This window comes from Pseudomonas kairouanensis (genome assembly GCF_004682055.1).
In the GTDB taxonomy this organism is placed as follows: Bacteria; Pseudomonadota; Gammaproteobacteria; order Pseudomonadales; family Pseudomonadaceae; genus Aquipseudomonas; species Aquipseudomonas kairouanensis.
In genome coordinates this window covers 49,991-72,914 of record NZ_QUZU01000014.1, presented here as the reverse complement: position 1 = coordinate 72,914, position 22,924 = coordinate 49,991, and the positions used below count along the sequence as shown (strand labels likewise).

15 protein-coding genes are annotated in these 22,924 nt (G+C 61.4%); 4 read left to right on the top strand and 11 right to left on the bottom strand.

Annotated features, from left to right (window positions below; translation table 11 throughout):
- Window positions 1-42: 42 nt before the first annotated feature.
- Complete coding sequence (locus tag DYL59_RS13680) at window positions 43-1,317, top strand: MFS transporter (protein WP_135289663.1); 1,275 nt, start codon at window positions 43-45, stop codon at window positions 1,315-1,317.
- A 308-nt stretch (window positions 1,318-1,625) separates the two neighbouring features.
- Window positions 1,626-2,552, top strand: coding sequence for a GGDEF domain-containing protein (locus tag DYL59_RS13675; RefSeq protein ID WP_135289662.1), 927 nt, complete (start codon window positions 1,626-1,628; stop codon window positions 2,550-2,552).
- 21 nt (window positions 2,553-2,573) lie between these two features.
- Here the strand turns inward: DYL59_RS13675 and DYL59_RS13670 are convergent, their stop codons facing one another.
- The 7 genes from DYL59_RS13670 to DYL59_RS13640 form a co-directional block, all read right to left on the bottom strand.
- The gene (locus DYL59_RS13670; protein ID WP_420359285.1) at window positions 2,574-3,338 is read right to left on the bottom strand and encodes an iron-containing redox enzyme family protein; all 765 of its coding nucleotides are present in this window, start codon (window positions 3,336-3,338) and stop codon (window positions 2,574-2,576) included.
- Window positions 3,339-3,417: 79 nt separating this feature from the next.
- Window positions 3,418-5,880 carry an EAL domain-containing protein gene (locus tag DYL59_RS13665; protein ID WP_135289660.1) on the bottom strand — a complete coding sequence of 821 codons (2,463 nt, stop codon included), beginning with the start codon at window positions 5,878-5,880 and terminating at the stop codon, window positions 3,418-3,420.
- A gap of 71 nt (window positions 5,881-5,951) precedes the next feature.
- The gene (locus DYL59_RS13660) at window positions 5,952-7,754 is read right to left on the bottom strand and encodes an ABC transporter ATP-binding protein (protein ID WP_135289659.1); all 1,803 of its coding nucleotides are present in this window, start codon (window positions 7,752-7,754) and stop codon (window positions 5,952-5,954) included.
- The gene (locus tag DYL59_RS13655) at window positions 7,747-8,349 is read right to left on the bottom strand and encodes a DsbA family protein (protein ID WP_193557550.1); all 603 of its coding nucleotides are present in this window, start codon (window positions 8,347-8,349) and stop codon (window positions 7,747-7,749) included. The genes DYL59_RS13660 and DYL59_RS13655 overlap by 8 nt, the downstream gene beginning before the upstream one ends.
- 36 nt (window positions 8,350-8,385) lie before the next feature.
- Window positions 8,386-9,327 (bottom strand): oxygen-dependent tRNA uridine(34) hydroxylase TrhO, encoded by a 942-nt coding sequence (gene trhO / locus DYL59_RS13650; RefSeq protein ID WP_135289657.1) that lies wholly within the window; start codon window positions 9,325-9,327, stop codon window positions 8,386-8,388.
- Between the two features lie 118 nt (window positions 9,328-9,445).
- Entirely contained in the window at window positions 9,446-9,742 is a 297-nt protein-coding gene (locus tag DYL59_RS13645) for a BolA family protein (RefSeq protein ID WP_038847405.1), read from the bottom strand.
- Between the two features lie 6 nt (window positions 9,743-9,748).
- Window positions 9,749-10,267 (bottom strand): DUF2059 domain-containing protein, encoded by a 519-nt coding sequence (locus DYL59_RS13640; protein WP_058424992.1) that lies wholly within the window; start codon window positions 10,265-10,267, stop codon window positions 9,749-9,751.
- Between the two features lie 181 nt (window positions 10,268-10,448).
- Between DYL59_RS13640 and DYL59_RS13635 the strand changes: the two genes are divergently transcribed.
- Window positions 10,449-11,831: a class II fumarate hydratase gene (locus DYL59_RS13635; protein ID WP_135289656.1), complete on the top strand. Its 1,383-nt coding sequence runs from the start codon at window positions 10,449-10,451 to the stop codon at window positions 11,829-11,831.
- Here the strand turns inward: DYL59_RS13635 and DYL59_RS13630 are convergent.
- The 3 genes from DYL59_RS13630 to pap form a co-directional block, all read right to left on the bottom strand.
- Entirely contained in the window at window positions 11,828-12,784 is a 957-nt protein-coding gene (locus DYL59_RS13630; protein ID WP_135289655.1) for a DMT family transporter, read from the bottom strand. The genes DYL59_RS13635 and DYL59_RS13630 overlap by 4 nt on opposite strands.
- A gap of 208 nt (window positions 12,785-12,992) precedes the next feature.
- The gene (locus tag DYL59_RS13625) at window positions 12,993-14,177 is read right to left on the bottom strand and encodes a thiolase family protein (RefSeq protein WP_135289654.1); all 1,185 of its coding nucleotides are present in this window, start codon (window positions 14,175-14,177) and stop codon (window positions 12,993-12,995) included.
- Between the two features lie 91 nt (window positions 14,178-14,268).
- A complete protein-coding gene (pap, locus tag DYL59_RS13620) occupies window positions 14,269-15,786 on the bottom strand; it encodes a polyphosphate:AMP phosphotransferase (protein ID WP_135289653.1) in 1,518 nt (505 codons plus the stop codon).
- 141 nt (window positions 15,787-15,927) lie between these two features.
- Here pap and mnmC point away from each other — a divergent pair, with 141 nt between their 5' ends.
- A complete protein-coding gene (gene mnmC / locus DYL59_RS13615; RefSeq protein WP_135289652.1) occupies window positions 15,928-17,916 on the top strand; it encodes a bifunctional tRNA (5-methylaminomethyl-2-thiouridine)(34)-methyltransferase MnmC2/FAD-dependent 5-carboxymethylaminomethyl-2-thiouridine(34) oxidoreductase MnmC1 in 1,989 nt (662 codons plus the stop codon).
- Between the two features lie 3 nt (window positions 17,917-17,919).
- Here the strand turns inward: mnmC and DYL59_RS13610 are convergent, their stop codons facing one another.
- Window positions 17,920-22,752: an NEL-type E3 ubiquitin ligase domain-containing protein gene (locus DYL59_RS13610; protein WP_135289651.1), complete on the bottom strand. Its 4,833-nt coding sequence runs from the start codon at window positions 22,750-22,752 to the stop codon at window positions 17,920-17,922.
- Window positions 22,753-22,924: the final 172 nt, after the last annotated feature.

Below are 22,924 nucleotides of genomic sequence, written 5' to 3'. Positions count from 1 at the left end.
CACCCATACCCAATGCCCTAACAACTACAACAAGGTATCGCTATGGAAGTCGCCACATCGGCGGGCGCGTTGTCGCCTGCAAAAAGCAAACTGTGGATTATCGTGTTCATCTTCTGCTTCCTCGGGCTGTTGATCGATGGCGCAGACTTGATGTTGCTGTCCTACAGCCTCAGCAGCCTGAAGGCCGAGTTCGGCCTGACCAGCGTCGAGGCCGGCAGCCTGGGCAGCTTTACCCTGGCGGGCATGGCCATCGGCGGCATCTACGGTGGCTGGGCCTGTGACCGTTTTGGCCGGGTAAAAACCGTGGTGTGGAGCATCGTGCTGTTTTCCGTGGGCACGGCCGTCCTGGGCATGACCCACAGCTATTGGCAGTTCGCGAGTACCCGGTTCTTCGCCTCCCTTGGCCTGGGCGCGCTGTATGTGGCGTGCAACACCCTGATGGCCGAATACGTGCCCACCCGCTACCGCACCACCGTGCTGGGCACCCTGCAGGCTGGCTGGTCGGTGGGCTACATCGTGGCCACGTTATTGGCCGGTTGGATCCTGCCCGAGCACGGCTGGCGCTGGTTGTTCTACGTGGCGATCATCCCGGTGATCCTCGCCGTGCTGATGCAACGCCTGGTACCGGAACCCCAGGCCTGGATCACCGCCCAGGCCGAACGCGCAAAAGACAAAGCCAGCGGCACCCGCAACGCCCTGAAGAAAAAACCCGACGGCATGTTCAAGCTGATCTTCAGCGACCCCAAGGCCAGCCGCATGTTCCTGCTCTGGGCCCTGACCGCAGGCTTCCTGCAGTTCGGTTACTACGGCGTGAACAACTGGATGCCGTCCTACTTGGAAAGCGAACTGGGGATGAACTTCAAGTCGATGACCAGCTATATGGTCGGCACCTACGCCGCGATGATTTTCGGCAAGATCCTCGCCGGCCTGGCCGCCGACCGCCTGGGACGCCGCAGCGTGTTTGCGTTCGGCGCCCTCGGCACGGCGGTGTTCCTGCCGGTGATCGTGCTGTTCCAGAGCCCGGAAAATATCCTGTGGATGCTGGTGGTGTTTGGCTTTCTCTACGGGATTCCCTATGGCGTCAACGCCACGTACATGACTGAAAGCTTCGAAGCCAAGTTTCGCGGCTCGGCCGTGGGGGGGGCCTACAACATCGGCCGTATTGGTGCGGCGGTGGCGCCGGCGGCCATTGGTTTCCTGGCGTCCCATGGCTCCATCGGCATGGGCTTTCTGGTGATGGGCGGCGCCTACTTCATTTGCGCAGTGATACCGGCATTGTTTATTCGCGATAAACAGTTCGATCCGCAAAAACAGTAAGCACCTGGTTTAACTTGCCAAATAACTGGCGCCATGGTTCAGCGACTGTTTTTAGCAGTAAAAACAGTCGCTTGATTTATAAGGACTTTTATCGAATTTAAAGGTTTTGGCATGGATCTCGCTCTAACATTTGGCAAGCAGGTTACGCGATGACAAGACGGTCGGCAGTGCCCAGGGGTTATAACCCGTTGCAAAGCGGTCTAGACTGTAACCAATGTTTTACGGAACTGACGGAACAGTAAGACGCTTGGCACTCGCCACTCTCATCGAGCCTGTAAGACAGTTAAGTGCTTAGAGGCCGTTTGCTTATGAAAACACCAACCCAGACCAACGCAATTGACTTTGACAGTGCCAAATTGCAACGCCTGGGGTTTGGTCAGCCATCCCTCCTCCCCCGCCGCCCTATCACGAGCCTCCAACTGCGTCAGCAGTTGGGCATGCAACTGCAAACCAGCCTGGAGCCAGAGCGTATCCTTGGCGTGTTCTTCCGTGAGGTCCAGCGCCTGGTGCCTCTGGATGCCCTGCAATATCGCCATGATGCCAGCGACCTGCGCCTGGAGTTCGGCCATCGCGGCCACCACTCGGTGAGCTACAGCCTGAGCCATGAAGGCGAGCACTTGGGCGAGCTGATCTTTCGCCGTAACCAGCGCCTGTTGGAAGAGGAACTCGGCCAGCTTGAATCCTTGCTGGCAACGCTGCTGTACCCCATGCGCAATGCCCTGCTCTACCGCGCCGCTACCCGCAGCGCCCTGCGCGACCCGTTGACCGAGACCGGCAACCGCATCGCCATGGACCAGACCCTGCAACGGGAAATCGACATGGCGCGCCGGCACCTTAATCCGCTGTCGTTGCTGATGCTGGACATCGACCACTTCAAGGTGATCAACGATACTCACGGCCACGCCGCGGGCGACGCGGTATTGCGCGCCGTTGCCGGGGCAATCAAGAGCCAGCTGCGCAATGTGGATATGGTGTTTCGCTTTGGCGGGGAAGAGTTTCTGATCCTGCTGTCCAACACCGGTCGCGATGCCGCGGCCATGGTCGGTGAACGCCTGCGCCGGGCGGCGCAGGCCCAGGATTACTGGGCGGATGGGACACGGATCGAACTGACGGTGAGCCTGGGTTGCTCGACCCTGCTGGCTGCCGAGTCTGCCGAAAGCCTGCTACGCCGGGCGGACAGTGCCCTGTACGTGGCCAAGCGCGAAGGTCGCAACCGCTTGGCAATGGCGGGGTAAGCCCCGCCACCTCCATTTACATCATGCCTCGCTGGCAACCCGCTGGCGCTCACGCACCGGCACCGGGATTTTTTCTTTCTCCAGGCGCATGCAGCTCTCCAGGAACAGGTACATGTAGTCGTAGCTCTTGGTCACGGCCTGGCGCAACTCAGCCTGCAACTGCTTGGTGGGGTTCATCCCGGCCAGGGTGCAGATGATTTCCAGGGCTTCCCACGGGTGGGCATCATCGTACTGCGCGTGCATCTTCAACCACTTCATTGCACGCTTGCGGTCTTCCTCGGGGAAGGCTGCCGCATAAACGCCGGTGGAACACACCACGGCAGACCATTCCCCAGTCGCCCCCTCGATTGCATAGTTGGTCGCGGCAATGGCCACGATCAGCGAATCGGCAGAGCTTGTATGCCAACACCAATGGCTCAGGGCGTGCAGCTCGGGCGGCACGTTCTGGGCCTGCAACTCCTCCAGGCTCACACCGTGGGCACGGGCCCAATGCACCCAATAGTCGGCGTGGTTCAGTTCCACCCGAATATTGCGCATCAGCCAGCGGCGCGCCATGTCCTCGCCAGGATGGCGGGCAAACTTGGTCTTGGTGAGGTTCTGTGCCATGTACAAGGCAAACTGTTCAACCACGGGCCAACCACCGATGAGGTAGTGGCGCATGGTCTTGGCGCTGAGCGTGTTGTCACGCATGCGCTGGTACAGTTCGTGTTCGACAACGCGGCGCTTGCTCTCGCTACAGTCCTGGATCAATTGTTGCGCCCAGGCAGGGTAACTAGAGGCTTCCATAAGCGGGCCGGTTCTGATGAATGTGTCGATCACTGTTAAGGCTCCTTTTTAAGTGTGATTGTACAGACCAGCAAATGTTTCAGCGGAATGTGCCGGGCGCCTTGAACAGCAAAGGCTGCGGTCGCACAGGTCGACACTGCAAACTATCAAAGGTAAACAATTGCGGTCGTTCAATCAGGTAGCCCTGAGCGTAATCCACACCAATTTCGAGTAACGCCTGTTCGATTTGCGGTGTCTCGACAAACTCTGCAATTGTGCGCTTACCCATGACATGGCCGATGTGATTGATCACTTCGACCATCGCGCGGTTAATCGGGTCGTCCAGCATATCCTTTACGAAACTTCCATCGATCTTCAGGAAGTCTACAGGTAAATGTTTGAGATAGGCGAATGAGGACATACCGGCACAAAAGTCATCCAGCGAGAAATGACAACCTAAGGCTTTGAGTTCATTAATAAAGCGGATCGCACTGCCTAAGTTTGCAATCGCACTGGTTTCGGTAATTTCAAAACAGATCATCTGCGGTGGGATATTGTAAGTAAGAAACTTCTCACGCAAAAACCCAAGGAAGTCTTCATCACCAATGGTGATGCCTGACAGATTGATCGCACACATCGCCATGGAAGCGCCCGGACGTTCCTGCATGCATTGGGCAATAAGCCTGAATACGTTTTCGACCACCCAGCGATCCAGCGACGTCATCAAGCCGTAACGCTCGGCCGCCGGGATAAAGCTGTCCGGCAAGATAATCCGGCCCGCCTCGTCATGCAGGCGCAGCAGGATTTCAATGTGGCCATGGCCGCCGTCGGTATGCCCCAGGGGTGAAATTTCCTGGGCGTACAGGCAGAACCGGTTCTCTTCCAGCGCCATGTGCAAGCGCTGCACCCAAGCCATTTCACCAAAGCGCAGGGACAGTTCCGAGTCGTCGGAGTGATACACCTGCACACGGTTGCGGCCCTTTTCCTTGGCCATGTAGCACGCCATGTCGGCGGCCCGCAGCGAGGTTTCCAAGGTGGTGGGGGCCTGAGAGATATGCACCAGGCCAATGCTGACGGTGGTCATGAACGGCCGGCCCTTCCATACAAAATGCAGGCTTTGCACGGTGTGGCGCAGGCTCTCGGCGATTTTCTCCGCCACCGGCGCCGGGCAGTTCTCCAGCAGGATGCCGAACTCATCACCCCCCAGGCGTGCCAGGGTGTCGCCCTCGCGCAGGTCCGATTGCAGCAGCGCGCAGATATGGCGTAGCAACTCGTCGCCTGCGGCGTGACCGCAGGTGTCATTGACCAGCTTGAATTGGTCCAGGTCCAGGAACATCAACGCATGCCGCCCGCCCTGCGCCAACCCCGCCGGGTGCAGCACTTGCTCCAGGCGATACTCGAATTCACGGCGGTTGGCCAGGCCGGTCAGGGCATCATGGGTCGCCTGCCACGACAGGTTGGCGATGTATTGGCGCTCCTGGGTCATGTCGTGCAATACCAGCACCGCCCCTGTGACCTTACCCGCGCTGCGGATCGGCGCCCCCACCAGGGTCACCGATACCGTGCTGCCGTCCAGGCGCTGGATGGTCTTGGAATGCTCGCTGCCGCCATTGAGCTGGCCTTTGACGATACGTTCGATCAGGGTAAATCCGTCGGGCTGGGCGGTGTCGTCCAGCAGGTTGAACAAGGCGGCCAGGGGCAAGCCCAGGGCCTGGGCGGAATTCCAGTGCGTCAGCGCCTCGGCCGCCGGGTTCATGTAGGTAATGGCGCCGTCGACATCGGTGGTGATCACCCCATCGCCAATCGACTCCAGGGTGATCTGCGCCCGCTCCTTCTCCTCTTGCAAGGCATCGGCGAAGGCATGGCGCTGGGTCAGCAGCTTATGGGTGCGCAACAACGCCAGTACGATCAGCCCCAGGGCCGTGGCCAGGTTGGTGATCAACAGCAATCGCAGGATCATCCGCGAGCCTTCCCCCAAGGCATCGCTGAAGGCCTTGGCGGCCGGGGTGACGCCCTCGTTGATGGCAATGATATGGGCTTTCCATTGGCGCACATCATTGGCGCTGACTTGATCGCGAATGATCGACTGGTGCATCTCCCGCGCCAAGTCATCCAACTGCACCAGATAACCGTCGCCCACGGTCCACAGCGCGATGGCTTTTTCCAGGTAGCTGAAATGGCGAAAGTTGAGGTACAGCCAGATCAGGCTGGAGACGTCATCGGGGTGGTTGCCACCCTTGAGAATTCCCTGGCGCGCAGCCGCCAGGTCAGGCGTCGGCTGGTCGAGGGCAATACGCAGCTCGTGCCCGCCCTGGGGCACTGCGATGGCTTGCTGGTATTTAAGGTAGGTGGCTTCGTCGCGGTTGTCGGCGTAGAGCGTCAAGTAATAGATGGCGTCTTTCTGGCCCTTGGACCACAGGCTTTCGCCGGCCACATAGCCGCGCACGGCCGAGAGCATGTACAGGCTGACGCACCCCAACAATGCCTGGAACAGCACCACGGCGATAAAGGGCCACACAATGCCCAACAGCCGAGGCGTTCCGAGAGTCCGCTTTTGCTTCATGAAGTCCCTTGCACATGCACTGCTGGATACGCACGCGAAAATCCGCTTCCGATAGCTCAGCCTAGGCCAGATCAACGCACTTGTTGCAAGTGTCCATAGAGCTTGGCGTAAAGTCCGCCATCGGCAATCAGTTGCTGATGATCGCCGTCCTCAGCAATGTGACCGCCGTCAAACACCAATACTCGATCTGCCTGCTTAACGGCCGACAGACGGTGCGCGATGATCAGTGTAGTACGCCCACTGAGAAACCGCGCCAGCGCCTGGTGCAGGTTGTACTCGGTGGCCGCATCCAGGGCCGACGTGGCTTCATCGAGGATCACCACCTTTGGCTCTGCCAACACCATGCGCGCAATCGCCAGGCGCTGGCGCTGCCCACCGGAAAAGCGCACACCGGAACGCCCCACCACACTGTCCAAGCCCAAGGGCAGCGCTTTGACGGTAGCATCCAGCTGGGCAATTTCCAGTGCCTGCCAGCAGGCCTGGTCACTGCGCTCACGGCCCATGGTCAGGTTGGCGCGCACGGTATCGTTGAACAGGGCAGGATGCTGCAGCACCACCGCGACGTTTTCGCGGATGGTCTCCAGGCCGATCTCCTGCTGGGTTGCACCGCCAAAACGGATGCTCCCGGCCTGGGGCGTATACAGCCCGAGCAACAGTTGCACCAGGGTACTTTTGCCGCCGCCGCTGGCGCCGACAATCGCGACCTTCTCACCCGGCGCAATGGCCAGGTTCAACTGGTTCAGCACCCGGTCTTCGCCATAGCCGAAGTTGAGGCCACGCACTTCGATACCCACGGTCTGGTGCCCGGTGAACGGGTCTATGCCACCGGCGTACTGCGGCTCGTCGGCGCGGGCCAGCAACTCGTTGATCCGCGCCAGCGCCCCGCCCGCCGCGTAGTAGGCGTATTGCAGGTTCAGCAGTTGCTCCACCGGGCCGATCATGAACCACAGGTAGCTGAACACCGCGAGCATCTGGCCGATGGACAGGTCGGAAAACAGCACGGTCAGCATGGCCGCTGCACGGAAGATGTCGATGCCGAACTGGAACAACAAACCACTGGCGCGGCTGGAAGCGTCGGTTTTCCATTGCGAGTGGATCGCATAGTCACGCACTTCCTGGGCACGCTGGCCCAGGCGTCCGAGGAAAAAGCCCTGGCGGTTGCCGGCGCGCACTTCCTGGATGGCATCCAGGGTTTCGGTGAGTGCTTGGGTGAAACGCGAGGTACTGTCGTTTTCCAGCTTCTTCAAATGCTTGACGCGCTTGCCCAGCTGCACCGTGGCGTAGATCACCAGCGGATTGAACAGCAGGATCAGCAGCGCCAGCTGCCAATGCATCCACACCAGGATCGCCGAGGTGCCCACCAGGGTCAGCATGGCCACCAGGAAGCGGCTGAGGGTTTCGCCGACAAATTTATCCAGCGTATCCAGGTCGGTGACCAAATGGGTGGTCACCGTGCCGCTGCCCAGGCTTTCGTATTCGCCCAGGGAGATGCGCTTGAGTCGCTCGATCAGGCGTACGCGGATGCGGTACACGATGTCCTTGGCCAAGCGTGCAAACAACCGCGCCTGCACCACGTTGAACACCAGCGCGCCGCAGCGCAGCAGCAAGGTCACCAACAACATCAGGCCGATGTAGCCGGCGGCTTTCTGCCAACCCAGGGGCAATGCGTGGTTCATCACCTTGAGCGCGGCATCACCGTGGCCCAGCAGCACTTCGTCAACCAGCAACGGCAACAGCAGGGGGATGGGCACGCTGCACAGGGTCGCCAGCACGGCGACGCCATTGGCGATCCACAAAGATTTTTTATGGCGCAGGGCCAGGCGGCGAATTTCCGCCCAGGTCAGTCGGTCTGTGCGTTGGGCAGGTTCATGCACAGGTCGCTCGCTCCAGCCATCGGCCCAGCAGAGGCGACAGCTCGGACAGCGGCTGGTAGCCGTTTGTCAGCAGGGCCAGTTGGCCATTGCGCTCGGCCAACAGCGTCGGAAAACCGGCGATACCCAGGTCCTGCACCCATGTGAAATCCGCCGCCGTCGCCGCATGCTGCTCAGCCCGGTCGAAGGCCCCGGCAAATTCGATACGCGGAATACCCGCCGCCTCGGCCAGTTCCACCAGCACGCTTGCGAGGGTCACATCGCGCCCCTCGACATAAAACGCGCGCTGGATCAGCCCCAGCAGTTTCCACGCACAATCCGGCGCCAGGCTTCGCGCCGTCACGATGGCACGGCACGCAGGCTCGGTGTCATACACAAACCCGTCGGGCAGTGCACCTTCGCGCTTGAACGGCTGACCGGTAGCGTCGGTGACCGCCTGCCAGTGTTCAAGGATGTAGCGCCGGGTGGTCGGCTCCAGGGCCGCACCGCTGCCGGTGCGCAAGCCGCCCACCACCAGGTGCAGTTCCACGCCGGCCGCCTGGGCCTGCTCCACCAACGCCTCGGCCACCGGAGCGAAGCCCCAGCACCAGGAACACATCGGGTCCATTACATAGAGCAGGCGCGCGGACATGGCTCAGGCCTCGGAAGGGGATTGCTTGTAATTGAAGCCAATCGGGTGCGGCATGTTGCGGGCCTTGGCCAGTTCGATCTGCTTTTGACGGTCGATGGCGCTGCGACGGGTCTTCTCTGGCAGCTTGTCCCAGCAGTGCGGGCAGCTGATGCCAGCCACATAGTGCTCGGACGCACGGTCTTCGATGCTCACCGGTGTGCGGCAGGCATGACATTGATCGTAGTCGCCTTCGCTCAAGTCGTGGCGCACGGTCACGCGATTATCGAAAACAAAGCAGTCGCCCTGCCATTTGGTCTCCTCCTGCGGCACCTCTTCGAGATACTTCAGGATGCCGCCCTTGAGGTGGTAGACCTCATCGAAACCTTCACTGAGCATGTAGCTCGACGCCTTCTCACAACGAATGCCGCCGGTGCAGAACATGGCGACTTTCTTGTGTTTGGCCGGGTCGAAGTTGGCTTTGATATAGTCGGGAAATTCGCGAAAACTGGTGGTTTTCGGGTCGATCGCGCCTTCAAAGGTGCCGATGGACACCTCGTAGTCGTTTCGGGTGTCAATCAGCAGTACTTCGGGGTCGCTGATCAGCGCGTTCCAGTCCTGCGGGTCTACATAGGTGCCGACTTTCTTGTTTGGGTCGACGCCTTCAACGCCCAGGGTCACGATCTCTTTCTTGAGCTTGACCTTGGTGCGGTAGAACGGCTGGTCATCGCAGTAGGATTCTTTGTGGTCGATATCGACCATGCGTGGGTCGTTCTTCAGCCAGGCCATCAGGCCATCGATGCCTTCGCGGCTGCCGGACACGGTGCCGTTGATGCCCTCTTCGGCGATCAGCAAGGTACCTTTGATGCCGTTGTCGACCATCGCCTGCAGCAGTGGCTCGCGCAGGGCGACGTAATCTTCGAGGGTGACGAACTTATACAGTGCCGCCACGACGATTGGTTGGGTCATGGGTGTTCTCTCCAGGTGGCTACCCTCGCAAAGGGTGAACCGGATGCAAAAAAAACGCGCCGGCTAAGCGGCGCGTTGCGGATTCTAACAAATGCCCGGTGTCAGAGACACCCGCTCATCAATCATGTCCGCCGGCGCAGGTCGGCGAGGCCGGGGCTGCGTCGATTTTCGCCCATTCCTCAGGCGTGTAGGTATGCAGCGCCAGCGCATGAAATTCGCTCATCAGGTCACCCAGGGTGGCGTAGACCTTCTGGTGGCGCTTGACGCGGTTGAGCCCCTCGAACTGCGGGCTGACCAGCACGGCCTTGAAGTGGGTCTGCAACCCACGGCTGTGCATATGGCTTTCATCCAGCACGCTCAGGTGGTCGGTGCCCAGGGCGGCAAGCGCCGTTTCGATACGCTGTTGCATGGTCATTCCTGCTTACTTCTTCTTGGCCGGGGCGGCGGCTTTAGGCGTGAGCTCGTTGGTCATGTCTTCCAACAGCTTGTTCACCACCGGCACGGCGCTTTCCAGCTTGGCCTGGGTCATCTGGGCCGATTGCTGGGTCAGTTGAGGCATTTTTTCCAGGACTTTCTTGCCCAGTGGCGACTGGTAGAAGGCAACCAGGTCCTTGAGTTCCGATTCGCTGAAGTTGGTGGTGTAGAGCTTGACCATGTCCGGTTTCAGCTTCGGCCAGCCAATGGCCTGGTCCAGGGCGGCGTTGGCCTTGGCCTGGTAGCTGTCCAGCACGGACTGCTTGGCAGCAGGCGCCTTGGTCTGTTCGAAACGCTGGGCGAACATTTGCTGCACTTGCATGTACACCGGGGTACCCAGCTTGTCGGCATGGGCCAGGGTAAGGAAGGCTTCGGCACTGGCGTTGTGGCTGGCGGTATCGGCAAGAACCTGGCCGCTGGCGCAAACCAGAGCAACCGCGGTACAGATGGCACGAAGACGAGTCATCGAGTTTCCTTTTCTAGCAGGCGAGGTAAGACCCCAAGGGCGCCCATTCTGCGCCTAAAAAACCTTATGGCTCAACCCCGCGCCTTGTCGGGCCTGGATTGGCCGATGAAAAGTCTTTTACGGAACCCACCCGGCCGATCACGGCCTAAACTGCGCAAACGAACCTGAAGGAGTGTGCCCGATGAGCCGTATCGAAACCGACAGCCTGGGAGAAGTCGCCGTCCCGGATGACGCTTACTGGGGCGCCCAGACCCAACGTTCGCTGGTGAACTTCGCCATCGGCGAGCAGCGCATGCCGCTGGCGGTGTTGCACGCCCTGGCCCTGATCAAGAAGGCCGCCGCACGGGTCAACGATCGCAATGGCGACTTGCCCGCCGACATTGCCCGCCTGATCGAACAGGCCGCCGACGAAATACTTGCCGGCCAGCACGACGACCAGTTTCCCCTGGTGGTCTGGCAGACCGGCAGCGGCACCCAAAGCAACATGAACGCCAATGAAGTGATCGCCGGCCGCGCCAATGAGCTGGCGGGCAACCCCCGCGGCGGCAAGAGCCCGGTGCACCCCAACGATCATGTGAACCGCTCCCAGAGTTCCAACGACTGCTTCCCCACCGCCATGAGCATCGCGGCGGTGCAGGCCGTGCATCAACGCTTGCTGCCGGCCATCGCCACACTGTCCGGCGGTTTGGCCGAATTGGCGGCGCGGCATATGAAACTGGTGAAGACCGGCCGCACCCACATGATGGACGCCACGCCGATCACCTTCGGCCAGGAACTCTCGGCCTTTATCGCCCAGCTTGATTATGCCGAGCGCGCCGTGCGCAGTGCTCTGCCCGCCGTGTGCGAGCTGGCCCAGGGCGGTACCGCCGTCGGCACCGGGCTCAATGCGCCCCACGGTTTTGGCGAGGCAATTGCCTCCGAACTGGCCGCGCTGTCGGGGTTGCCGTTCGTCACCGCACCCAACAAATTCGCCGCGCTCTCGGGCCATGAACCCCTGGTGACCCTGCACGGCGCCCTGAAAACCCTGGCCGTGGCCCTGATGAAAATCGCCAACGACCTGCGCCTGCTGGGTTCCGGCCCGCGCGCCGGGTTGGCCGAGGTCAAGTTGCCGGCCAACGAGCCAGGCAGCTCGATCATGCCGGGCAAGGTCAACCCCACCCAGTGCGAAGCGCTGTCGATGCTGGCCTGCCAGGTATTGGGCAATGACGTGACCATTGGTATTGCGTCCAGCCAAGGTCACTTGCAGCTCAACGTGTACAAGCCTGTGATCATCCACAACCTGCTGGAGTCGATCCGCCTGCTGGCCGATGGCTGCAACAACTTCCAGGAACATTGCGTGGCGGGGCTCGAACCCGACGCTGTGCAAATGGCCGACCATCTGGAGCGCGGGCTGATGCTGGTCACCGCGCTCAACCCCCATATCGGCTACGACAAATCCGCCGAGATCGCCAAGAAGGCCTATGCCGAAGGGTTGACCCTGAGGGAGGCGGCACTGGCGCTGGGCTACCTCACAGACGCCGAATTCGACCAGTGGGTGCGCCCGGAAAACATGCTCGGCGCCTAGGACGCCATGCGCAACCGCCGGGCCTTGAGCCCGGCTATCAATGACGGGGCCAGCGCCACCATCGCCGACCCCAGCACCACCACCAGCGCCCCGGCATAGCCCAGGGCGTTGATCTCTTCGGCCTGCACATAGTCGGGCCATAGCCACGCGGCCAGCGCCACGGCGACAAAAGTCACCAGCGGCGTGAGCGCCAGGGTCGCGCTGACCCGCGAGGCCTCCCAATGCGCCAGCGCTTCGGCAAACGCGCCATAGGCCACTAGGGTATTCATGCAGCACGCCAGCAACAGCCAGCCTTGCAACGGGCTCAAGTCCAGGGCTTCCAGCGGGTGGGCCCAGGGCGTGAGCAACACGGCGCAGCACAGGTAGATCACCATCATCACTTGCAGCGAATTCCACGCCGTCAGCAATTGCTTCTGGCCCAGGGCGTAGAACACCCAGATAGAGGTGGCGAGCAAGATCGTCAGTACGCCAGCGGTATAGGTGCCCAGGGATGTGAGCAGCTCCGTAAGACGCTGGTTGAAGAACAGACCGAACCCCAGGATCAGCACCACCAGGCCCAGCACCTGCCCCAGGCTGAAACGTTCCTTGAACACGAACACACTGGCGATCATCAAAAAGATCGGCCCCATCTGCACCACCAACTGCGCCGTACCGGGGCTGAGCATTTGCAGGCCCACCAGGTACAGCACGTAGTTGCCCACCAGCCCGCACACCGCCATGCCCACCAGCCAACCGCCCTTGGGGCCGAGTACCTTGCGGCTGGGCAAGCGCCTGGTGAGCGCGAGGTAAATGAACAAGCAGCCGCCAGCGACGGTCAGGCGAAACCAGGTGACGGTGATCGGGTCCATCACCTGCAGCACCTGCTTGAGTTTGATCGGCAGGATGCCCCAGAGGAACGCGGTCAGCAGGGTCAGGAGAAAACCGTAGACCCAGCGGCCGGAGGAGATGTGCATGAGTGCCCCAAAAAGCCAGAGGAAGTTGTACGGGCATTCTAGGGGCAGCGCACGATTCGCGATACGACACAGTTCAAATGTGGGAGGGGCGGTACGACGATTCGACTTGCTCGCCAATGCAGGGTGTCAGTCGCTAGAGATATTGACTGATACGCCGCATTCGCGAGCAAGCCCGCTCCCACATTTTGATCCAGTTTCTTCAGCGGGTTTAGCGCACAGCCTCAAACAGCCCCGTCGCCCCCATACCACCTCCCACGCACATGGTCACGATGCCATAGCGCAGATTGCGCCGTTGCAGCTCCCGCACCAAATGCCCCACCTGCCGCGACCCGGTCATACCGAACGGGTGCCCGATGGAGATGGAGCCGCCATTGACGTTGTACTTGGCGTTATCGATCTCCAGGCGATTGCGCGCATACAGGCACTGGGACGCAAACGCCTCGTTCAACTCCCACAAATCGATATCCGCCACCTGCAAGCCCTTGGCCTTGAGCAGCTTGGGCACCGAGAACACCGGGCCGATGCCCATCTCGTCCGGCTCGCAACCGGCCACGGTAAAGCCGCGGAAAAACGCCTTGGGCTTGAGCCCCAGTTCCAGGGCTTTTTCCAGGCTCATCACCAGGGTCATGGACGCACCGTCCGACAGTTGCGAGGAGTTGCCCGCCGTCACCGAACCGTCCTCGGCAAACACCGGCTTCAAGCCCTGCAGACTGGCCAGGGTGGTGTCGGGGCGGTTGCAGTCGTCGCGGTCTACCACGCCATCGAGCACTTGTACCTCACCGGTGTTTTTGTCCTCGACCTTGTACTTGACCGCCATCGGCACGATTTCGTCATTGAATAGGCCATCTGCCTGGGCTTGGGCGGTGCGCTGCTGGCTTTGCAGGGCGTACAGGTCCTGATCTTCGCGGCTGACGTGGTAGCGACGCGCGACGATTTCGGCAGTCTGGCCCATAGGGAAATAGATGCCCGGCACCTGTTCTTTAAGCAGCGGGTTGATCAGGTTGTCGGTGTTGACGCTTTTCATGGTCAGGCTGATGGACTCCACCCCACCGGCGACGATGATGTCGCTGCAACCCGAAGCGATCTGGTTGGCCGCAATGGCAATGGCCTGCAAGCCCGAGGAGCAGAAGCGGTTGAGGGTCATGCCCGCCGTGCCCGTGCCCAACTGCGACAGCACCGCCACGTTGCGACCGATGTTGTAGCCCTGGGCACCTTCGTTGGAGCCCGCACCGACGATGCAATCTTCCACCGTCGCCGGGTCGATGCCGTTACGGGTCAGCAGCGCGTTGACGCAATGGGCCGCCATGTCGTCCGGACGGGTCTGGTTGAACTTGCCGCGAAAGGATTTGGCCAGGCCGGTTCGCACGCTGTCGACGATCACTACTTCACGCATGGGCTACCTCGATCTTGTCGTTGTTGGGAGATGGATCGAGCATAGATCCAGCTGATTCCAACCGCGACGATCATTCACCCCGCATATAGGCCTACTTCTTCTTGCCTTTCTTGTCGTGCTTGTCGGACTTGGCAAACGCCTCCTCCAACGCCAGGTTGATGGTGCGCAGCACCTTGACCCGCGCCCAGCGCTTGTCGTTGGCTTCCACCAACGTCCAGGGCGCGATCTCGGTGCTGGTGCGGTCGACCATATCGCCCACGGCCGCGCGGTAGTCGTCCCACTTGTCGCGGTTGCGCCAGTCGTCTTCGGTGATCTTGAAGCGCTTGAACGGGATGTTTTCACGGGCCTGGAAGCGCTCCAGCTGGGTCTGCTTGTCGATGGCCAGCCAGAACTTGACCACGATCACCCCCGCATCGCGCAGTTGCTCTTCGAAGTCGTTGATCTCGCCATAGGCGCGCATCCAGTCCGCCGCGGTGCAGAAGCCTTCGATGCGTTCCACCAGCACGCGGCCGTACCACGAACGGTCAAACACAGTGAACATGCCCCGCGCCGGGATCTTCTGCCAGAACCGCCACAAGTAAGGTTGCGCACGCTCGTCTTCACTGGGCGCAGCAATCGGCACGATGTGGTATTGGCGCGGATCCAGCGCCGCTGCCACCCGGCGAATGGCACCGCCCTTGCCCGCCGCATCGTTGCCTTCGAATACCGTGACCAAGGCGTGTTTGCGCATGCGTTTGTCACGCATCAGGCCGGAAAAACGCGCCTGCTCGGTGATCAGTTGTTCCTCATAATCGTCCTTCTCCAGGCGCTGGGTCAGGTCGAGGCTGTCCAGCAGGCTTTTCTTGTCCACCGAGGCAATCAACGGCGCCGGGTTCATGCCACTGGCCTTGCCTTTAGGCAGTTTCAAGGCGTTTTGCATGCCTTCGAGCAACAGCTTGCCCACGGTGAGTTCGCGATAGTTGCTGTCGACGCCTTCGATCACATGCCAGGGCGCATAGTCACGGCTGGTGCGGCGCAGCACACGTTCGCCGAAGTGCACGAACTTGTCGTAGGTTTGGGACTGCTGCCAGTCCAGCGGGCTGATGCGCCAACTGTGCAACGGATCGTCGGCCAGGGCCTTGAGACGCGCCTTCATTTGCTTCTTGGAAAGGTGAAACCAGAACTTGAAGATCAGCGCGCCTTCATCGCAGAGCATCTTTTCCAGGCGCTCGGCACCGGCGATGGCCTGGTCGAGACGGGCGTCCTTGATCTGCCCATGCACCCGCCCTTGCAGCATCTGGCTGTACCAGTTACCGAAGAAAATCCCCATGCGGCCCTTGGCCGGTAGTTGCCGCCAATAGCGCCACGCGGGGGGCCGGGCCAGTTCTTCGTCGGTCTGCTGATCGAAGGTGCGCACCTCGATCAGGCGCGGGTCCATCCATTCGTTCAGCAGCTTGACGGTCTCGCCCTTGCCCGCGCCTTCAATACCGTTGATCAGGATGATCACCGGGAAGCGCTTCTGCTGTTGCAGTTCGTACTGCACCTCCAGCAGGGCTTCGCGCAGGGCGGGCACCTCGGCGTCGTAGGTGTTTTTGTCGATGGCGTGACCGATTTCGGCGGATTCGAACATGGGCAGCTCCGTTTCAAGATGGCTCAAGACTAGCGGATTAGGCACCGACACGCGGGAGGAAATTCCACCCGCCCTTGCCGTGGGTCAATTCATCGCCCATTGATCGGCTAGAATGGCGGCCTTGTCTTTACCGAGCCGCCCATGAACCCCATCACCCACGCCCAGCTCGACTGGGACGACCAAGGCCGCCCGCACTCGCGGGTGTTCGACGACGTGTACTTCTCCGACCAGTCGGGCCTTGAAGAAACCCGCTATGTGTTCCTCGAACAGAACCGTTTGCAGGTGCGTTTTGCCGCCCTGCCGGCAGACGGGCGCTTGGTGATTGGCGAGACCGGCTTTGGCACCGGATTGAATTTCTTGTGTGCCTGGCAGCTGTTTGAACAACACGCCGTGGCCGGTGCGCGCCTGCATTTTGTCAGCGTGGAAAAGTACCCGCTGAGCCACGCCGACCTGCAACGCGCCCTCGCCCTCTGGCCCGAGCTTGCACCCTTTGCCGATCAACTGCTGGCCCAATACATTGCCATCCACCCAGGGTTCCAACGCCTGGTACTGGACAACGGCCGCGTGACCCTGACCCTGTTGATCGGCGATGCCCTGGAGCAATTGCCCCAACTGGATGCCCAGGTCGATGCGTGGTTTCTCGACGGTTTCGCCCCGGCAAAAAACCCGGACATGTGGACCGCCGAGCTGTTCGCCGAACTGGCACGCCTGGCGGCGCCCGGCTCGACCATCAGCACGTTTACCAGCACTGGCTGGGTGCGCCGGCTGATCAACGCGGCGGGGTTCAAGATGAAGCGCACGCCGGGCATCGGCCACAAGTGGGAGATTCTGCGCGGCGAATTCCTCGGTTGGCCCGAGCAAACGCCCGCGCCGCCAGCCACCAAACCCTGGTTCGCCCGCCCGGCACCACTGGCCGGCGAACGCCACGCCATGGTCATTGGCGGCGGCCTGGCCGGTTGCGCCACGGCCGCCAGCCTTGCCGCCCGTGGTTGGCGTGTCAGCCTGCTGGAACGTCACGCCGAGTTGGCACAGGAAGCCTCGGGCAATCCCCAGGGCGTGCTGTACCTCAAGCTTTCGGCCCATGGCACGGCGTTGTCGCAGTTGATCCTCAGCGGTTTCGGCCACACCCGGCGCCTGCTGGAGCAGTTGCATCGCGGGGTCGACTGGGATGGCTGCGGCGTGCTGCAACTGGCCTTCGATGCCAAGGAAGCCCAGCGCCAGACGCAACTGGTCGCTGCGTTTGCGCCAGGGTTGTTGCACCTGCTGGACCGCGACCAAGCCCAGCAGCACGCCGGCATCGCGTTGGAACATGGCGGGCTGTTCTTCCCCGAAGGCGGCTGGGTGCATCCACCGGCGCTATGCCAATGGCAGGCGGCGCATCCGCTGATCACTGTGCATCCCCATCATCACGCAATCGAACTGCAACACGTCGACAACCAATGGCAGGCCCGTGATGGCTCCACCCTGCTCGCCTGCGCCAGCGTCGTCGTGCTGGCGGGGGCTGCCGATATCAAGCACTTTGCGGACAGCGCGGACCTGCCCCTCAAGCGTATTCGCGGGCAAATCACCCGACTGGCCCAGACCCCGGCGAGTGCCGCGCTGGCCACTGTGGTGTGCGCCGAAGGTTATGTGGCCCCGGCACGTCTGGGGGAGCACACCCTGGGCGCCAGCTTCGACTTTAAAAGCGATGACCTCACGCCCACCGCCGCCGAGCATGCCGGCAACCTGGAGATGCTGCGGGAGATTTCCGCAGACCTGCTGCAGCGGCTGGGTGCCGAAACCCTACTGCCCGAACAGCTCGACGGCCGCGCCGCGTTCCGTTGCACCAGCCCGGACTACCTGCCTATCGTGGGGCCGCTGGCCCAGCGCGAAGCGTTCGATCTGGCCTATGGGGCGCTACGCAAGGACGCCCGCCAAGTGCCTCTCACCCCCTGCCCCTGGCTGCCCGGCCTCTATATCAACAGTGGCCACGGCTCTCGCGGGTTGATCACGGCGCCGTTGTGCGCAGAATTGCTGGCGGCGTGGCTGGAGAACGAGCCGCTGCCGTTGCCCCGCAGTGTTGCCCAAGCCTGCCACCCCAACCGGTTCGCCCTGCGCGACTTGATCCGGGGGCCTGCGGCCAAGGCCTAAGGCCTAAGGCCGCAGGCATCCACCCTGGTCGCCCTGCCTCAGCGCCTCCTGGGTCAGGCGTATCATCTCGGCCTTTTCCACGCTCTTCTGTTCCTGCATCACGCTGTGGGTCTGCTCGCGGTAGCTGGCATCATCCAGCACGAGGCTTTGCTCGAACACCGCGTTCATGCGCTCGTCCGAGGGAGCGTTCAAGGCCTCGAAGCGGGCCGCGTGGGTGCGCTTGAGGTACTTCGCCCAAAAGGGCAACTCCACAAGATAATTCAGCAGGCGAGGCGACAGCTCTGCTGTTTTGACCTGGGCCTCCGCGTCTCTCAGGTTTTGCGTGGTCACACCGCCCAGATTGGCAAACCGCATGTGCTTGGGCTGCCCGGGCAGTTCAAAGCGGTTGGCCAGCCCGGTTCGGAACGCCAGGCTGACTTCCAACGGGTCGACACTGGGGTGCTCCAAGCTGTGGTTATAGGCCAGGCGTTCCAGTTGATCGAGACGAAACAACCCCCTCGCCAGCCTCAACAACTGTGCCGCCGACATCTGTCCACCTTCGGCGAGCCGGGATGCCTGGCTGATTTCCACCAGCACCTCAAGGTTGCTGAAACTCACCGCCGCCGCGTCGTCGCAATTCAACGGGGTTGCCGCACGCTCGAAGATCTCTTGGCGTAGCCTGGCGTCGCTACTGGTGGCATCCAGTACGCGCCATACCCGTCGCGTCATGTCTTCACGGACCTGGCTGGCATCTGCTGTGCCCCCCAGCTCGGCCAACAGGTTGAACAATCCGTCGGAATCTGGCTCATCCCTGAGCCCGCCCCAAGTGCGGTCTTTGTCGGCATAATCGGCCACACGATTGTCGGCAAGCCAAAGCTCGCGAGCCTTTTGCTCAGTTAGGCGGGTGATGTCATCTTCAAGGTAGCCCATGCCCACACCGTGGTTGACACGGTAGTCATGCAACAACTGCAGGCTGCGCGCATCCAGCGGGTTGTGGCGCAGGTTGACCGCCTGGGCATAGCTGCGCGGCACCTCGAACAACCACTCGGGCAGCGCACGGATGTCATTGCCCCGCAGGTCGAGGTTTTCCAGGTAAGGCAGGCGCGATACTCCCTTTGGGAACTCCTTGAGCCGACAGTCGCGCAATATCACTTCGCGCAACACGAACATGCGACTGACATCCGGTGCGTTCAGCAGCGGGTTATTGCTCAGGTTCAGCACCTGCAGGCTACGCATCTGCGCCAGCGTGGCGCGGGTGTACTCGGTCAGTTGCAGGGCATTGTCGGCCAGGCACAGGTGCTCCAACTGTGGCATCTGGGCCAGCACCTCGGGCAATCGAGTGACGTTGTTCTGCGCCAGATTCAGGTTGGTCAGCCCTTTGAAATGCTTGAGAAAGTACGCAACGGAGTCGTCCTGGGCCATGTTCCTGAGGGACAGCAGTTGCACATGTTCGAAGCTGACCTGCGCCGGCAATGTGGGCAGGGGGGTATGTAGCATGCCGTCCAGGGTCAGGCTCGGTACGCGTATGGCATGGTGATCGATAGCGTCGCTCATGTACCGCCACCCGTTTTCGAGGGCTTTGGCCACTTGGTACCGGCTTAATCGGTAATCCCACAGCGGTGAGCGCTGAGGCCTGAAAGCCGAACGGTCGCTGCGCCAGATTTTCAGCGCGCGATGCAGGGCTGCAAACTGCTGCTCAAGCGCCTCCACAGCCCTGGCCTGACTGAGGTGGTCAGGCTTCGCGCTCTGGATGAGGCCGGACCGTTGAACATCATCGAGTAATGGAAAGAGCTTTCTCAGCTTGCGCATCAGTGCCGAAGGCAGCGCTGACAACTCGGGCGGCGCCGCCTGGACACACGGAATAGCGGGCGCGTCGACGGGGGGCCGTTCAGGTCGCATATAACTCGCCACGCGGTATCGCTGCTCATAGGTGTGGTCGCGCAGGCGGCCAAGCAACTGCTGCGGCGCCCAGTCGCCCTGCAACTTCAACGTGGCGCGTTGGCGGGCGGGCAATGCATCCAGCACAGCCTGATAGAACCCATAGGGGCCGCCCTTCACCGGGGCCAAGGGCTGACTGGTCTCGTCGAAGGCCTGGAAGCCTTCAGGCGTCTGTACCAGCGTGCGTTGCGTCGAGGCCGATGGCGGCCCCGCTTCGGCGAGCAGCACGCCGCGTTCACTCTGCTGGCGCAATTGCAGTAGCAGGTCACTGGGCCAACCTGATAATTGTTGCATCGCGCCAAGAGCAATGCGCTGGGTCGCGGGTACTGCCAGCTCCGGCAGATACAAGCCCGTCAACGCACGATCCTGCTGTGTGTGTTCCCACGCGTTGCGCGCCCGTTCGGCCAATGACAACGGCACACGGTGGGTGGTGCGCAAGTGTTGGCGCTGCGCTTCGGGGGCTTCGCTCACCAGTTCCCAGCCCATACGGTTGGAGAGTTGCGGATGGCTGTCCTTCAGCGCTCGCAATACGCCTTTGGCCTCGCCGTCCAAACCTTCATACAACGTCTGCGCCAAGGTCTGTTGCCGAGCGTTGAGGGTTTCCAGCAACCGGCGCGTGAACAACGGCTGCGCCTCTTCCCGCGTCACCGTTTCACCCAATAGGCCGCTACGCTCCTCATCGCTCAGCGCCTCCAGCACGGTCGGTATTACCCGGCCCTCGTTGAGCTGGCTCTGGGTGATGTGGACACTCAAGTCCTCATAGTCAAACGGGCTCAGATCCGGATAACTCTCGAGCAAGTTGTATTCATCATCCAGCACTTCGATAAACCGCCCGGCAGGCCAGCCTGGCATCAACGGTATCGCCAGCATTTGCGTGCGCGCGGTGTGCGCCTGGGGGGACTCGCCGCGCTCCAGCTGCCCGATCAAGTCAGCCACCTTGCGATGCTGCTTGAAGTACACCACGCAATCCTGGAAACGCTGGGGCAGGCCCTCGTGTTCCATCCCCAAGTGCTGGGCCTTGGCGACGCTGGTGTCGGTGATCCGCGCAATAGTACGCACTTGCGGCAGGCTCAACGCTTCGAGGCTAGGGTCAAGCCGGACAAGGTTGTACGTCAGGTCCGGCCATTGTTCAGGTCGTTCGAAAGCATGTTTCCAGCCACCCCGGTAGTTGTGATCCAGAGGTGGACGGTAGGCCGTCAAACGACGCGGATGGTTGATGCGCCAACGGCCGATATTCGGGTCAAAGCCAATCGAGTAGGCTGCGCCGCCAATGTTGATCCACGACTGCCCCTTCGCCTGCACAATACCTTTGCTGTCGGCCACCCACGGTTCGCCATCGGCCAACACCTGGCGATAGGGTGCCAGACGGGGCCGCCAGAGTGCCGGGCGATGGTCGGTGCGCGTAATGGCCTCCACCTCGTCGAAAAACCGCGTGGATACCACCCCGGACTTGAGCGCACCCACAATGCGCCCCCCTGCCGCAAACGCCACCATGGCCGCGAGGCTTTCGCCGATATTGATCAAGTGCTGCAGGGCCTCGGCCTCATCGCCATGGGACCAGTCCTCGACGCCCTCGAACACCTCACCGAGGATTTGCCCAACGGCCACGCCGACCATCAACTGGCCCAGTACGGGCACAAAAAATGCGGCCACATTCAGTACATCCAGGCCCGCTTCCAGATAGGCCATCCAGCGCTCCTGGTCGGCCTGCTCGTCCACCAGTGCGGTGGGCACGGCCAATGCCAGGGTGTCGCGCTGGATCTTTCCGGTGCAGGCTTTGAAATAAAAGTCGGAAAAACTGCCCTTGACCGGCACCGGTTCGATGCGCCCCAACTGCTTGCGCTGATCAAAACGTTGCAAAAATCCGAGGCGGTCATATTCATCCAGGCCCCCCTGGAAAAAACGCCGGTAGGGCGCCATCTGCAACTTCAAGCGCAGGTAAGTCTTGAAGTCTTCCAACGTCTCGTATTCATACCAGGGCCTGAACGGCTCGTTGGGCATATACACCAGAAACGAGCCCGTCCCGAGCGTGCCTGGATCATCGCTGCTCACCACAAGCGTGCCCCACAGGCACGCTTCATCGATGTTCAGGCCTTGCCAGATCAGGGGTTTTTCCGAGGGTGCAAGGAATGCCAGCTCACTGGCCGGACGGTCGGCCTTGAGCATTTTCAGCAAGCGCACTGCCGTTGCAGCACTTACATCCTCCTTGGCGCATGCGATGTGCAGGTCGATCTGCATATCCAAGGCTTTGGACAGGCCAATATTCACCGCCGCCGTGTTGTAGCTCAGATCCGCCGCCTCAGCCGCTTCGCCCAGGCGCCCTACACCAAACACCTCACACAGGTGGCGCTGGTAGGCAGCTCCCAGATCCAGCTCACGGCAATAATTGACGAACTGTTGCACCGAAAGCCCTGGCAGCGGCTTGTGCGTCACGGCCGAACGAATCACCGCCGACGACGACATGCCGCCACGCCTGGTCTGAGCGAGGTCGAAGTTAAGCATGGCCGCCTCCACCAGGCTGCGTTTGTGCCAGGTGGAGGTTTCAATCATCGTGCCGACCAGGTCAGGCGTGACGCTGGTGATATGCCCGGTGGGCACCTCCAGTTGGTCGTGTACCACGTCCACCTCCGCCACCCCTTTGCTCAGCAGAAAGGCGTGCAAGCGCTCGGCGCAAAACTCATGCAGCGGTTGTATATGGGCCAACAACGCCTTGACCTGGAGGCGCGGCTGCTGGCTGTCGCGATGGGCTTGCTGCAAGTCCGCCAGCGTGGCGGGCTTGGCGTCCACCAGCCAGGGCGGCAAGGTCTGGTGCAAGACCCGGGCTTTGTCCAGATCGCCGGTCTTGTCCAGCAGGACTGTCAGGCGTTCATCTTCAGTCACGGGATCGGTGACTTCGTCTAAATTGCGATTTTCGGTCATGGGGTAGCGTCCCTGTTGTGCTGCAGATCAAGGACAAACCCTAAGCGGGACTTGGAAAAAAATGCATTCGAATATCGGCGTGTCCGGGCGCCGGACTGACCGGATTTACACATGTATCCCAGCGCTATGTACCGCCCTTTGCTGCCGGCCCGCACGGCGCTTGAAGGCCTGC